Source organism: Intrasporangium sp. (assembly GCF_039812505.1).
Classification (GTDB): domain Bacteria; phylum Actinomycetota; class Actinomycetes; order Actinomycetales; family Dermatophilaceae; genus Intrasporangium_A.
The window spans coordinates 1-13177 of record NZ_JBDIAQ010000096.1; the positions used below are offsets into that span (position 1 = coordinate 1).

A 13177-nucleotide genomic window follows, 5' to 3' on the forward strand; every position below is an offset into this window, starting at 1 on the left:
GAGGGATCCCCGGAGCCGGTCTGGGGCTGCCCGGGTCGACCGGTGTGCCGCGGCAGGGCCACGGTGAACGTGGCGCCCCGGCCCGGTCCGTCGCTGGCGGCGGTCAGGCCACCGCCGTGGGCGTCGACGATGGCGCGGCTGATCGTCAGCCCGATCCCGGACCCGCTGCGGTCCCGGTCCCGGGCGGTGCCGCCACGATAGAACCGCTCGAAGACGTGCGGGAGCTGCTCGGGGGTGATGCCCTCTCCGCTGTCGATGACCAGGATCTGCGCCTCGTCACCGGCGCGCCGGGCGGTGAGCCGGACGGTTCCCCCGGCGGGGGTGTGTCGCAACGCATTGCCGAGCAGGTTGTCGAGCACCTGACCCATCCGGCGGCGGTCGACGTCGACGCACAGGCCCGGCGCGCTGTCCGGCTCTGCGAGCAACGTGACACCCGCCCGGGAGAAGGCCTCGTGCTTGGCCCGCTGCGCCGACCGGATGAGGTCGCGGACCGTGGTGACGTGGCGCTGCAGGACGATCCGACCCTCCTCGGCCCGGGAGACCTCGTCCAGGTCGATGGCCAGCCGGGCGAGCCGGTCGGTCTGCTCGGTGACCACCGCCTCGGTGCCGGCGTCCCAGGCGGTGACCCCGTCGTGCAGACCCTCGGCATAGAGCTTGAGGGTTGCGATCGGGGTGCGCAGCTCGTGGGCCAGGTCGGACAGGAGACGGCGGCGGGTGTCCTCGGTCCGTTCCAGCCGACCGGCCATGAGGTTGAACGCACCGGCGAGCGCGTCCAGCTCGAGGCTTGCCCCGGTGACCGTGGCGCGACTGCGCAGGTGTCCCCGGGACAGCTCGGTGGCGGCCCGGGTCAGGTCCTCGAGCGGGTCCTGGAGCCGGCGGGTGACATACCACGTGACGGCGGCCGCGAAGCCGAGCGCGACGAGCAGGGCGACACCCAGCGAGACGAGGGAGGCATCCCGGTAGGCCCGCTCGATGTGGGTCAGCTCGGCTCCGGTCAGCAGGTGCCCGGCCTCGAGCAGGTGCCGGTGGAACAGGGAGGGGCCGACGAGCAGCGCGACCAGCCCGGCGGTCAGGATGCTGGCGACCAGCACGAGCACCTGCGCCAGCATGAGGCGGGTTGCCAGCCCGGGCCGCCGGTGCCGGTCACTGCGGATCCGCACCGTCAGCCCTTGCCCATCCGGTAGCCGACACCCCGGACCGTCTCGATGTACCGCGGCTCGGTCGAGTCGTCACCGAGCTTGCGCCGGATGTGCCCGACGTGGACGTCGACGATGCGCTCGTCGCCCACCCAGCCGGTGTCCCAGACCTCGTCGACGAGCCGGCGCCGCGGGTAGGCCAGCCGAGGCCGGGCAGACAGCACGTCGAGGATGTCGAACTCGGTGCGGGTCAGCGGGACCGGCTCGCCGCCGAGGAGGACCTCGCGGGCCGCGGAGTCGATGCGCAGCTGCCCGAAGTCGCGGGGCGGCTGCTCGGGCCCGGCCTGGCCCGGCGGCCGGTCGGCCCGTCGGGGACGGCGCAGCACCGCCTGTACCCGGGCGACGAGCTCACGGGCGCTGAACGGCTTGGTGATGTAGTCGTCCGCGCCGACCGACAGCCCGATGACCCGGTCGATCTCGTCGCCGCGAGCGGTGAGCATGAGGATGTAGCAGTCGGAGAAGAGGCGTACCTGCCGGCACACCTCGATCCCGTCGAGGCCCGGCAGGCCCAGGTCGAGCACGATGACCTCCGGGTCGAGGTCCCTGGCGCAGGTCACCGCGTCCGGTCCGGTGTGGGCCTGGGACACCTCGTAGCCGGCCCGGGTCAGGTATGTGCCGACCATCCGAGCCAGGGCGCGCTCGTCGTCGACGACCAGCACGCGACGCGCGGCGCTGGCGCCTTGGGCACCGGTGGGGACGCTCATGGGGACCAGTCTGACCCGGTAGCGCGCCTGCCTCGGGTGTGTGGTCGGCCATCGAGCCGGAACTTCGTCAAACCTTCATCCGATCTGGACCGGACCCCAACACCGGCCCGGGAAGATGGATACACGGCTGTTGGTAACGAGAGATCTCCCGGCAGGAGGATGTCATGTGGAGTCACATGGGCTACGGCGCCACCGCGTGGTGGATGTGGGCCCTGATTGCGCTCGGCGCGGTCGGCTTCTGGCTGGTGGTCGCCTACGTGGTGCGTGCCGTCGTCCACGGACGGCCGACGCCGTCGGCCGTGGAGCGACCGGCGCCGGACCCGCTGCAACTGCTCGACGAGCGTCTGGCACGCGGTGAGATCGACGCGGAGGAGTATCAGCGGACCCGGAACCTGCTCACCCGCGAGTCCTGATCGGCTGGCCGGTGGCGGCACCCGAGAACCGGCTCGGCGCAGCGTCGTACCTCGGGTCGGCCGACGAAGCAGGCCGGCTCAGGCGTGGCTGACCACCCGCCACATCCGCAGCGACGAGCCGGTCATCGGCGCCTCGCCGCCGGCCGGGACCGTCAGGCCCGGGCCGCCGGGCCGTTCCCACGCGCTGTCCCAGACGAGGTCGTATGCCGCCGAGCCGGGTGCGCGGGGCAGCGTGACCTCCGCGGCCCACGCCGTGCCGTTCAGGGTCAGCAGGACCGAGTCGTGTCCGAGCGGGCCACCGTTGAACAGGGCCTGCAGGACGTCGACCGTGGGGTCGTTCCAGCGGGCCCCCATCGGCTGGCCGTCCCCGCCGTACCAGGCCAGGTCGAGCGGGCCGTCCGGCCCGGTCGGCTGACCGGAGAAGAACGGGCGCTGGCGCAGCACCGGGTGCTTGGCGCGGAGCTGGGCGAGGAACCGGGTCGTCTCGAGCAGGTCCTCCTGCCACGGCTCGAGGCGCCAGTCGAACCAGCTGGTCGCGTTGTCCTGGCTGTACGGGTTGTTGTTGCCGCCCTGGCTGCGCCCGAACTCGTCGCCGCCGTTGATCATCGGCACCCCGGCCGACAGCAGCAGCGTGCCCAGGGCGTTGCGCATCGAGCGCTGCCGCGCCGCGCGGACCTCCGGGTCGTCGGTCGGCCCCTCGACGCCGTGGTTCCACGAGCGGTTGTCGTTGCTGCCGTCGGTCCCGTCGTGCCCGTTGGCCTCGTTGTGCTTGTGGTCGTAGCGGGTCAGGTCGGCCAGCGTGAAGCCGTCGTGGGCCGTGACGAAGTTGACCGACGCGGTCGTCCCCCTACCGCCGCCGTCGAACAGGTCCTGGGAGCCGGCCAGCCGGGTCGCCACGTCGCGCACCCCGTGACCGGTCTCGCCGGCGCCGGAGGCGGCCAGGTCGCGCAGCCAGTAGGTGCGCATCGCGTCGCGGTAGCGGTCGTTCCACTCGGCGAACGGCGGCGGGAACTGGCCGGTGCGCCAGCCGTGCATCCCGACGTCCCACGGCTCGGCGACCAGCTTGACCTGCGACAGCACCGGGTCGGTGCGCACCGCCACGAGCAGGGGGTGGTCGGGGTCGTAGCCCTCGTCCCGGCCCCGCGCGAGCGCCACGGCCAGGTCGAAGCGGAACCCGTCCACGTGCATCTGCTCGACCCAGTAGCGCAGCGAGTCGAGGACCAGCTGCACCACCACCGTCCGGCTCAGGTCGACGGTGTTCCCGCAGCCGGTCAGGTCGATGTCGCGGCCCTGCTCGTCGAGGCGGTAGTAGGCCCGCTGGTCCAGCCCGCGCCAGCTGAGCGTCATGCCCGTCTGGGACTGCTCCGCGGTGTGGTTGTACACGACGTCGAGGATCACCTCGATCCCGGCCGCGTGCAGCGCCTTGACCATGCCCTTGAACTCGTCCAGCACGCCCTGCGGGTCGGCCGCGGCCGCATAGGCCGCGTGCGGGGCGAAGAAGCCGAGGGTGTTGTAGCCCCAGTGGTTGCTCAGGCCGCGGGCGACCAGCTCGGGCTCGTGGGTGAAGGTGTGCACCGGAAGCAGCTCGACCGCCGTGACGCCGAGGGAGGTGAGGTGCTCGACGAAGGCGGGGTGGGCCAGCCCGGCGTAGGTTCCGCGCAGGGGCTCCGGGACGCCCGGGTGGCGCCGGGTGGCGTTGCGCACGTGCACCTCGTAGACGAGCGAGTCGCACAGCCGGTGGCGCAGCGGCGCGTCCGTGCCCCAGTCGAACTCGTCGCGCGCGACGACGCACCGTGGCACGTATGCCGCCGAGTCCCGGTCGTCGCGCACGCTCAGGTCGCCGGCGAGGCTGGCGCCCACGCGGTGCCCGTAGACGGCCGGGTCGACGGTGACGCCGCCCTCGATCGCCCGGGCGTACGGGTCGAGCAGGAGCTTGGCCGGGTTGTGGCGCAGCGCCCGGTCCGGGACCCACGGGCCGGACACGCGCAGGCCGTAGCGCTGGCCGGGGCCGACGCCGTCGACGGTGTCGAACCAGGTGCCGTACACCTGGTTGCGCAGGGCCACCCGGCGCTCGAGCTGGGCGCCGTCGGATGCCCGGTCGAACAGGCACACCTCGACCCGGTCCGCGTGGGAGGCGTAGACGCTGAACGTCGCACCGTCGGCCGTCACGTGCACGCCGTGCGGCGGCGGCACGTCGGGCGGGGTGGTCGGCATGTCCGTCAGGATAGAGCGCGCCCGGGGGTGCCCGAGGGACCTTCGCGCAAGCCGGGGTGGCAGCGGCCGCCGGCTGGGCGGCATACGGCGCCGGTCGGCGAAGCCGCCATGTGACTCGGGGGTGCGTCCTCGTTACGGTTGGGCACATGACGGATCCGACCTCGCTGCCCAACTTCCAGCCCCCGACGCCTGCCGGGGCGCCGAACGGCGCACCAGCCGGCACGCCCGTGCGTGACCGCATCGCCGCCGAGCTCGACAAGCTCGGCGTCACGAGCACCGTAGACAACGACGGCGACCTCGAGTACGTCGTGAACGAGCAGACCCTGTTCGCCCGCGTCGCCGAGGGCGAGCTGCCGCTCGTGCGGTTCTTCGGTCAGTGGCAGCTGCAGGAGCCGGTCTCGCCCGACCGCAACGAGCGGCTCGCGCGGTGCAACGACATGACGCTGCAGCTCAACCTGGTCAAGCTCTCGCTGGTGCAGGACAGCCTCGTGGTGTCCGCCGAGCAGGTCGTCACCCCGCACGCCGACCTGGACATCCTCGTGCCGCTGTCGATCAACCACATCCTGCAGAGCGTCGGCTTCTTCTTCCAGACCTGGCAGCCGCCGGAGGAGGCGCCGGGTGCGCCCGGGACCGCCGATGCCACCCCGGAGGGTGGTCAGTGATGGGCGAGTTCGTCCGGCTCGAGGTCCAGGACGGCGTGGGCACGATGCGTCTGGACCGGCCCAGGATGAACGCGCTCAACAAGCAGGTCCAGGAGGAGATCCGGGCGGTCGCCCACGAGGCCACCGCCCGGGCCGACGTCAAGGCCGTCGTCGTCTACGGCGGCGAGAAGGTCTTCGCCGCGGGGGCGGACATCAAGGAGATGGCCACCATGTCCTACACGGACATGGTCGACCGCTCCGCCCCGTTGCAGAGCTCGATCACCGCGGTCGCGAAGATCCCCAAGCCCGTCATCGCCGCGATCACCGGCTACGCCCTGGGCGGCGGGTGCGAGCTCGCCCTGGCCTGCGACTTCCGGGTCGTGGCCGACGACGCCCGGCTCGGCCAGCCCGAGATCCTGCTCGGGGTGATCCCGGGCGCGGGCGGCACGCAGCGCCTGGCCCGGCTGGTGGGCCCGGCCAGGGCCAAGGAGATCATCTTCAGCGGCCGATTCCTCGGCGCCGCCGAGGCGCTGGCGATCGGCCTGGCCGACAAGGTCGTCCCGGCCGCGGAGGTCTACGAGACGGCACGCGCCTGGGCCGCGACCTTCGTCGGTGCGGCCAGCTACGCGGTGCGGGCCGCCAAGGAGGCCGTCGACCGTGGGCTCGAGGTAGACCTCGACACCGGTCTGGAGATCGAGCGGATGGCGTTCGCTGCGCTCTTCGGCACCAAGGACCGCGAGATCGGCATGGCCTCGTTCGTGGAGCACGGTCCGGGCAAGGCGAGGTTCGAGGGCCGCTGACGAACCGGCCCCGGGCCGCCCCGTGCGAGCCGGGACCCCCGGCTGGTGGCGAGCGTCACGCCCGGCCGATGCGGGACCCGGCGGGGCGCGGTGCCAAGATGGGGGACAGTGCCGTCGCCGCCCGCAGCGGCCGGCTGACCACGACCACCATCCGCTGACCATCCATCCGCTATGGAAGAGGACGTTGACCCATGAACATCGTCGTCTGTGTCAAGCACGTGCCCGACGCCCAGGCCGAGCGCACGTTCAACGCATCGGACAACACGACCGACCGTGAGAATGTCGACGGTCTGCTCTCCGAGCTCGACGAGTACGCCGTCGAGGCCGCCCTGAAGCTCGTCGAGGAGGCCGACGGCGAGGTCACGGTCGTGACGGTCGGCCCGGACAACGCGGCCGACGCGATCAAGAAGGCCCTGCAGATGGGCGCCCACAAGGGCGTGCACGTCAACGACGAGGCGATCCACGGCTCGGATGCCATCGCCACCTCGCTCGTGCTGGCCGAGGCGATCAAGAAGCTCGACTCCGTCGACCTCGTGATCACCGGCATGGCCAGCACCGACGGCACGATGGGTGTGGTCCCGACGATGCTCGCCGAGCGGCTCGGCCTGCCCGCCGTCACCTATGCCTCGGAGCTGACCGTCGCAGGCGGCAAGGCCACGATCCACCGCGACGGCGACACCTCGACCCAGACCGTCGAGGCGAGCCTGCCGGCGCTGGTCTCGGTCACCGACCAGATCAACGAGCCCCGCTACCCGTCCTTCAAGGGGATCATGGCGGCGAAGAAGAAGCCGGTCCAGCAGTGGGGCCTGGCCGACCTCGGCATCGACGCCGCCCAGGTCGGGCTGGAGGCCGCCTGGAGCAAGGTCGACGCCTTCGCCGCCCGGCCCCCGCGCTCCAAGGGCGAGATCGTCACCGACGAAGGAGACGGCGGCACCAAGCTCGCCGAGTTCCTCGCCTCGCGCAAGTTCATCTGATCGCCCAGCCAGCAAAGGAGATTCACGTCATGGCTGAAGTTCTCGTCCTCGTCGACCACGCCGACGGCGCGGTGCGCAAGACGACGTCCGAGCTGCTGACGATCGCCCGCCGGCTCGGTGAGCCGTCGGCCGTCTTCGTCGGCACCGGGTTCGACACCGCCAAGGAGGCGCTGGCCAGGTACGGCGCCGCGAAGGTCTACCGGGCCGAGGCCCCCGAGCTGACCCAGTACCTCGTCGTGCCCCAGGCCGAGCTGCTCGCCCAGCTCGTCGCGGACAAGTCCCCGGCCGCGGTGCTCCTGCCGGCCTCCACCGAGGGCAAGGAGGTGGGCGCCCGCCTCGCCGTCAAGACCGGCTCCGGCCTGATCACCGACGCCGTCGACGTGCAGGCGGCCGACGGTGGCGTGCGCACGACCCAGTCCGTCTTCGCCGGCTCCTACACCGTCGAGGCGACCGTCACGCACGGCACCCCGATCCTCGCGGTCAAGCCGAACTCGGCCACCCCGGAGGAGGCCCCGGCCGCAGCCGCCGACGAGGTCGTCGACTTCACGCCGTCCGACCTCGCCAGGGGCGCGGCCATCACCGACACCCAGCCCAAGGCCGCCTCCGGTCGCCCGGAGCTGACCGAGGCCGCGATCGTCGTCTCCGGCGGCCGCGGCACGGCCGGCGACTTCGGCCCGGTCGAGGCGTTCGCCGACGCACTGGGCGCCGCGGTCGGCGCCTCCCGGGCCGCGGTCGACGCCGGCTGGTACCCGCACTCCGCGCAGGTTGGCCAGACCGGCAAGCAGGTCAGCCCGCAGCTCTACGTGGCCTGCGGCATCTCCGGTGCGATCCAGCACCGGGCCGGCATGCAGACCAGCAAGACGATCGTCGCGGTCAACAAGGACAACGAGGCCCCGATCTTCGAGCTGGTCGACTTCGGTGTCGTCGGTGACCTGTTCAACGTCCTGCCGCAGGCCACCGCCGCGGTCGAGGCCGCCAAGGGCTGAGCCCCACCGGGGCGTCGAGAGGCCGGACCGGCAAGGGTCCGGCCTCTCGCATCGGTGCCCGTCGTCCCCGGGCGCGCGCCCGGTGTATGCCGCTCAGCGGGCGACGCGGTGCCAGCGGCGGACCCGCTCGCGGTTGAGCGCGTAGTCGTGCGTGACGTGCCCGAACGCCCACCAGGGGCAGCGCAGCGCCTCCGCGGAGAGCCGCGCCGGCCGGGCCGCGCCCGCGTGCCACTCGATCCGCCCGTCCTCGCGGACCCGGTGAAGGTCGGCCCGGCGCACCGTCGTGGAGGCCAGCAGGTTGTGCACCTTCGCCGCCGCGGAGGTCAGCTCGATCCGGGACTGCCACGCGCGGAAGGCCAGCAGGGTGGCCAGCGCCAGGCACCCGCCATACGTGACCTCGGGCGACAGGGGCGTCAGGCGCAGGACGAGCCGGGCGACGAAGTAGCCGACCACGATGTTGGTCGCCGCGGCCACGGCGCGATGGGCAGCCGGGGCTCGCACGACGGCCGTGTCGAGGTCCACGGGCCAGATCATACGAGCCCTGCACGGGGCGCCGTCGAGGCCCGAGCCCGGTCGGCGGCTGCCGCCGGTCGCGCAGGGGCGGGCGCCCACCCGGCCTAGAATCGACGGGTGACTGCCTACCTCGACCACGCGGCGACCACACCGATGCTGCCGGACGCCCTCGCGGCGATGACCGAACAGCTCGGTGTCGTCGGCAACGCGTCGTCCCTGCACCGCACGGGGCGGGCCGCGCGGCGGGTCATCGAGGAGTCGCGCGAGCGCATCGCCCGGGCGGTCGGGGCCCGCCCCTCCGAGGTGGTCTTCACCTCCGGCGGGACCGAGTCGGACAACCTGGCCCTGAAGGGCACCTACCGGGCCCGGCGCGAGGCCGACCCCGGCCGGGTGCGGCTCGTCGTGGGGGCCACCGAGCACCACGCCGTCCTGGACAGCGTCGAGTACCTCGTGGCGCACGAGGGGGCCACGGTCACGTGGGTCGAGCCCACCCCGGACGGGCTGGTCGAGCCGGCGGCGGTGCGCGCCGCGATCGAGCATGACCCGGACACGGTTGCCCTGGTGTCCGTCATGTGGGCGAACAACGAGGTGGGCGTCGTCCAGGACGTCGCCGCGGTCGCCGAGGCCGCGCACGAGCACGGCAGCATCCCCACGCACACCGATGCCGTCCAGGCGGTCGGGCACGTGCCGGTCGACTTCACGGCGAGCGGGGTCGACCTGATGACGATCACCGGGCACAAGCTCGGCGGGCCGATCGGCGTCGGCGCGCTGGTCGCGCGCCGGGACGCCAGGCTGCTGCCCCTGACGCACGGGGGCGGACAGGAGCGGCGGATGCGCTCGGGCACGCTCGACACCCCGGCCATCGCCGGCCTGGCCGTGGCCGTCGAGGAGAGCGTCGCGACGATACCCACCGAGGCGCCGCGGGTCGCGGCGCTGCGGGACGAGCTGATCACCCGGGCGCGGGCCATCGAGCCGGACATCCGCGTGGGTGGCCGGTGGGACGTCGGGGACACGACCGGGCGCCTGCCCGGCAACGCCCACCTGATCGTGCCCGGCTGCGACGGCGACTCGCTGCTCTACCTGCTCGACGCGGCGGGCATCGCCTGCTCGACGGGGTCGGCCTGCCAGGCCGGCGTGCCCCGGCCGAGCCATGTCCTGCTGGCGATGGGCGTGCCCGAGTCCGACGCCCGGGGGGCGTTGCGCCTGACCCTTGGGCACACCTCGACCCACGCGGACGTCGAGGCCTTCCTCGCCGCGTTGCCGGCCGCGATCGACCGGGCCCGGCGGGCGCGGGTCGCGACCGCGTCGTGAGGCGGCCGTCATGAGGGTCGTGGCCGCGATGAGCGGCGGCGTCGACTCGGCCGTGGCCGCCGCGCGGATGCTCGATGCCGGGCACGAGGTCGTCGGGGTACATCTGGCCCTGTCCCAGAGCGCCGCCACCCTGCGGGAGTCGGCTCGGGGGTGCTGCACGATCGAGGACGCGGGCGACGCCCGGCGGGTCGCGGACCAGCTGGGCATCCCCTTCTACGTCTGGGACATGGCGCAGCGGTTCAAGCGGGACGTGGTCGACGACTTCGTCGCGGAGTACGCCGCCGGGCGCACCCCCAACCCGTGCCTGCGCTGCAACGAGCGGATCAAGTTCGCCGCCCTGCTGGACAAGGCGGTCGCGCTCGGCTTCGACGCGGTCGCGACCGGCCACTACGCTCGGATCGTCGACACCCCGGACGGGCGGCGGGAGCTGCACCGGGCCGCCGACCCGGCCAAGGACCAGTCCTACGTCCTCGGGGTGCTCGACGCCGCGCAGCTGGCCCGGGCCTTCTTCCCGCTCGGCGACACCCTCAAGCCGCAGGTGCGCGAGGAGGCGGCCGACCGCGGTTTCTACGTCGCGCGCAAGCCGGACAGCCACGACATCTGCTTCATCGCGGACGGCGACACCCGGGGCTGGCTCGCCGGTGCGCTCGGGGAGCGGCCCGGCGAGATCGTCGACACGGACGGTGTCGTCGTCGGCGAGCACCGCGGGGCCTTCGCCTACACCGTCGGGCAGCGCCGGGGGCTGGGCCTGGACCGACCGGCCCCCGACGGGGAGCCGCGGTACGTCGTCGAGGTCCGGGCGGCGGCCAACCAGGTCGTCGTCGGCACGGCCGACCTGCTCGGGGTCAACGCGATCACCGGCGACCACGCGCGATGGTGCGGCCCGGCCCCGGCGGGGGTGGTGCGCGTCGGGGCGCAGGTGCGGGCCCACGGCGAGGAGGTCCCCGCCCGGGCGCGGGCGCAGGGGGACCGGGTCGAGGTGCGCCTCTCGGGGCGGGTCCGGGGTGTGGCGCCGGGCCAGTCGGTCGTGCTGTACGAGGGCACCCGCGTGGTCGGGTCCGCGACGATCGCGTCGGCCCGGCTGGAGCGCGCCTCATCGAGAGTGCACAACACCTGATCGAGAGTGCACGTTTCGGTATCGAGGGTGCATGACAACCCGTCGAGAGTGCACGTTTCGGTATCGAGAGGGCACGACAACCCGTCGAGAGTGCACGTTTCGGTATCGAGAGGGCACGTCTGATGCCGCTCGCCCGAGAGGCTGGTCCCAGTCACTACCCTGTCGCCCATGGCCGCAATCGAGCTCGTCGAGCACACCATCACCGCGCACGTCCCCGAGCTGGGCAACCCCACCAACCGCATCGAGGTGCCGCTCAGCGTCCGGGTCGACCCGCTGACCGGGCGCACCTCCCGGATCGTGACGGGCACGAAACTGTCCCCGAGCGCACGTCCCGACCTGTCCGCCCTGACCGCGAAGCCGGGGTTCTGCCCCTTCTGCACCGACCGCCTCGAGGCTGCGACCGGTACCTTCGGGCCCGAGATCACCCCGGACGGCCGCATCCGGCGGGGCAGCGCCGTCATCGTGCCCAACGTCATGGCCTACTCGGAGTACTCGTCGGTCGGCCTCTACGACACGGACCGGCACTTCATCGACCTGCCCGACCTGACGCCGAGGCTCGTCGAGGACCTGCTCGCGGCCTTCGTCGAGTACACCCGTGGCGTCCACCGGATCCGGCCGATGTGGTCGTCGGTGAATGCGAACTACCTTCCCCCGAGCGGCAGCTCGCTCGTGCACCCGCATGCCCAGTCGGCCCACGACGACATCGGCACGACCTTCCAGCGCGTCCTGGCCGAGCGGTCCTCGGCCTGGCGCGGGCACCACTCCTTCTGGGAGGAGCTCGTCGAGCTGGAGGAGCGTGGCCCGCGGTGGGTCGGCGGTCGCGGCCGGGTCGCCTTCCTGACCCCGTTCGCCCCGGTCGGGTTCCACGAGGTGTGGGGGGTCGTGGCCGGCTGCCCGGACCTCGGGGAGCTGACGGCCCAGGACTGCGCGGACCTGGGGGCCGGCATGTCACGGATCTTCGCCGCGTACCACGAGCTCAACCTCACGTCGTTCAACTGGGCGCTCTACGGCGGCGGCCCAGACGCGGGTGACGAGTACTCGCTGCTGCTGCGGATGGTGAGCCGCAGCAATGCCGAGCCGATGTACCGCAGCGACGTGACCTACTTCGAGAAGCTCCACGACGAGGCGATGACCGATCTGGCGCCCGAGGATCTCGCTGCGACCCTGAGGCCCCACTTCGCCCGATCCACAGTGCACGATTTCGGATCGTAAGTGCACCACCCTGCCCGATCGACAGTGCATCTTTCCCGATCGACAGTGCATCTTTCCCAATCGACCGTGCATCTTTCCCGATCGACCCTGCAACCGGGCCAATCGCGGGAGTCACCTGCCGAGCGAGCGAGTCCAGGTGACAGTCCGGACGCCGGGATGGAAACCGAACGACTGGTAGAGACGCATCGGCGCCGGGTAGCCAGCGTCGCCACGCGGGGTCACCAGGGCCGTCCGACCGCCTGCATGCGCGAGGGCGTGCAGGGCCGCGAGGGTCACGGCGCCGGCGAGGCCGCGACCACGGTGCCCGGGCACGCAGCCGACCGGCTCGACCAGACCGACGCCCGTGGCCGGGTCGAGCCACACGAGCGCGCCGGCCACCATCCGCCCGGACGCGTCGGTGGCTACCCAGTCGAGGTCGGCCCGGTAGGGCCAGGCCGTCATCAGCAGCGCGTAGGAGGCGCCGGTCACCTCCGATGGGCCGAAGTCCGACCACGCCGCCGCATGGCAGGCCGCCCGGTCGCTCGCCTCGCCCGGCTCGACGTGCCGGAACCGGTAGCCCTCGACCGCGGACGCCGACGGTAGCGCCGAGAGGTCCATCAGATGGTGCCGGAGAAAGGGCGCCGTCTCGTCCGGCACGAATCCCGCTGGCCGGCAGGCCTCTCCGATCGGGTCGTCGTCCATGAGCAGCACCGACTGGCTGGGCGCATCGCTCCACTCCTCGAACCAGTCGAGGACGTCCTCGGCCACCGCGGGATGAGCCGGGTCCACCTGCAGCTCGAGCCAGTCCGGTGCCTCGGCCCAGCCGAACCCGACAGCCCGACCTGCAGCGTCACGCCACACCGCGATGGCCTCGCCGGCTCGCGGCCGGGCCGGGTCGATGGGCGCCGAGTACCGGTTCCACGCCAGCTGTCCCGGGTGAAACCGGGCCGCTGGAGACCAGAGCCGTGAGCACATGTCCTGCATCGCCCGCAGATCGTCCGGCCCGGTGAAGTCGTCCCATCGCACGGGTCCACACGTTAGCTGCACGGTCGATCGGGACTACTGCACGCTCGATGGGGGGGAAGTGCACGGTCGATCGGGGCTACTGCACGCTCGA

The 13177-nt window shown here is 72.7% G+C and carries 13 protein-coding genes; 8 read left to right on the forward strand and 5 right to left on the reverse strand.

Annotated elements, in window-relative coordinates; all coding sequences use genetic code 11:
* Positions 1–1160 (reverse strand): ATP-binding protein (locus WMI84_RS12415; RefSeq protein ID WP_347353597.1); only part of this gene is annotated, 1160 nt, incomplete at its 3' end.
* 2 nt (positions 1161–1162) lie between these two features.
* The gene (locus WMI84_RS12420; protein ID WP_347353599.1) at positions 1163–1900 is read right to left on the reverse strand and encodes a response regulator transcription factor; all 738 of its coding nucleotides are present in this window, start codon (positions 1898–1900) and stop codon (positions 1163–1165) included.
* 164 nt (positions 1901–2064) lie between these two features.
* On the opposite strand from WMI84_RS12420, the gene WMI84_RS12425 reads away from it, so the two are divergent.
* On the forward strand, positions 2065–2313 hold the full coding sequence (locus WMI84_RS12425; protein ID WP_347353601.1) for an SHOCT domain-containing protein: 249 nt from the start codon (positions 2065–2067) through the stop codon (positions 2311–2313).
* A 78-nt stretch (positions 2314–2391) separates the two neighbouring features.
* On the opposite strand, the gene glgX is transcribed toward WMI84_RS12425, so the two are convergent.
* Entirely contained in the window at positions 2392–4527 is a 2136-nt protein-coding gene (gene glgX, locus WMI84_RS12430) for a glycogen debranching protein GlgX (protein WP_347353603.1), read from the reverse strand.
* A 146-nt stretch (positions 4528–4673) separates the two neighbouring features.
* Between glgX and WMI84_RS12435 the strand changes: the two genes are divergently transcribed.
* The 4 genes from WMI84_RS12435 to WMI84_RS12450 all read left to right on the forward strand — a co-directional run bounded on the left by WMI84_RS12435 (position 4674) and on the right by WMI84_RS12450 (position 7928).
* Positions 4674–5189 (forward strand): hypothetical protein, encoded by a 516-nt coding sequence (locus WMI84_RS12435; protein WP_347353605.1) that lies wholly within the window; start codon positions 4674–4676, stop codon positions 5187–5189.
* Entirely contained in the window at positions 5189–5968 is a 780-nt protein-coding gene (locus WMI84_RS12440) for an enoyl-CoA hydratase-related protein (RefSeq protein ID WP_347353606.1), read from the forward strand. The genes WMI84_RS12435 and WMI84_RS12440 overlap by 1 nt, the downstream gene beginning before the upstream one ends.
* Positions 5969–6159: 191 nt before the next feature.
* A complete protein-coding gene (locus WMI84_RS12445) occupies positions 6160–6942 on the forward strand; it encodes an electron transfer flavoprotein subunit beta/FixA family protein (protein ID WP_347353608.1) in 783 nt (260 codons plus the stop codon).
* Between the two features lie 29 nt (positions 6943–6971).
* Positions 6972–7928, forward strand: coding sequence for an electron transfer flavoprotein subunit alpha/FixB family protein (locus tag WMI84_RS12450; protein ID WP_347353610.1), 957 nt, complete (start codon positions 6972–6974; stop codon positions 7926–7928).
* A 93-nt stretch (positions 7929–8021) separates the two neighbouring features.
* Here WMI84_RS12450 and WMI84_RS12455 read toward each other — a convergent pair whose 3' ends face one another.
* Entirely contained in the window at positions 8022–8450 is a 429-nt protein-coding gene (locus WMI84_RS12455; RefSeq protein WP_347353612.1) for a hypothetical protein, read from the reverse strand.
* Between the two features lie 108 nt (positions 8451–8558).
* On the opposite strand from WMI84_RS12455, the gene WMI84_RS12460 reads away from it, so the two are divergent.
* The 3 genes from WMI84_RS12460 to WMI84_RS12470 all read left to right on the forward strand — a co-directional run bounded on the left by WMI84_RS12460 (position 8559) and on the right by WMI84_RS12470 (position 12081).
* Positions 8559–9752: a cysteine desulfurase family protein gene (locus tag WMI84_RS12460; RefSeq protein ID WP_347353614.1), complete on the forward strand. Its 1194-nt coding sequence runs from the start codon at positions 8559–8561 to the stop codon at positions 9750–9752.
* 10 nt (positions 9753–9762) lie between these two features.
* Complete coding sequence (gene mnmA, locus WMI84_RS12465) at positions 9763–10869, forward strand: tRNA 2-thiouridine(34) synthase MnmA (RefSeq protein WP_347353616.1); 1107 nt, start codon at positions 9763–9765, stop codon at positions 10867–10869.
* A 168-nt stretch (positions 10870–11037) separates the two neighbouring features.
* Positions 11038–12081, forward strand: coding sequence for a hypothetical protein (locus tag WMI84_RS12470; RefSeq protein WP_347353618.1), 1044 nt, complete (start codon positions 11038–11040; stop codon positions 12079–12081).
* Positions 12082–12192: 111 nt separating this feature from the next.
* Here the strand turns inward: WMI84_RS12470 and WMI84_RS12475 are convergent, their stop codons facing one another.
* Entirely contained in the window at positions 12193–13086 is an 894-nt protein-coding gene (locus WMI84_RS12475; protein WP_347353620.1) for a GNAT family N-acetyltransferase, read from the reverse strand.
* Between the last annotated feature and the right edge of the window lie 91 nt (positions 13087–13177).

What these genes read in the sequence shown, in the direction of transcription:
- WMI84_RS12420 (WP_347353599.1), bottom strand. Translation starts at nt 1,900, where the DNA reads ATGAGCGTCCCCACCGGTGCCCAAGGCGCCAGCGCCGCGCGTCGCGTG.
- WMI84_RS12425 (WP_347353601.1), top strand. Translation starts at nt 2,065, where the DNA reads ATGTGGAGTCACATGGGCTACGGCGCCACCGCGTGGTGGATGTGGGCC.
- glgX (WP_347353603.1), bottom strand. Translation starts at nt 4,527, where the DNA reads ATGCCGACCACCCCGCCCGACGTGCCGCCGCCGCACGGCGTGCACGTG.
- WMI84_RS12435 (WP_347353605.1), top strand. Translation starts at nt 4,674, where the DNA reads ATGACGGATCCGACCTCGCTGCCCAACTTCCAGCCCCCGACGCCTGCC.
- WMI84_RS12440 (WP_347353606.1), top strand. Translation starts at nt 5,189, where the DNA reads ATGGGCGAGTTCGTCCGGCTCGAGGTCCAGGACGGCGTGGGCACGATG.
- WMI84_RS12445 (WP_347353608.1), top strand. Translation starts at nt 6,160, where the DNA reads ATGAACATCGTCGTCTGTGTCAAGCACGTGCCCGACGCCCAGGCCGAG.
- WMI84_RS12450 (WP_347353610.1), top strand. Translation starts at nt 6,972, where the DNA reads ATGGCTGAAGTTCTCGTCCTCGTCGACCACGCCGACGGCGCGGTGCGC.
- mnmA (WP_347353616.1), top strand. Translation starts at nt 9,763, where the DNA reads ATGAGGGTCGTGGCCGCGATGAGCGGCGGCGTCGACTCGGCCGTGGCC.
- WMI84_RS12470 (WP_347353618.1), top strand. Translation starts at nt 11,038, where the DNA reads ATGGCCGCAATCGAGCTCGTCGAGCACACCATCACCGCGCACGTCCCC.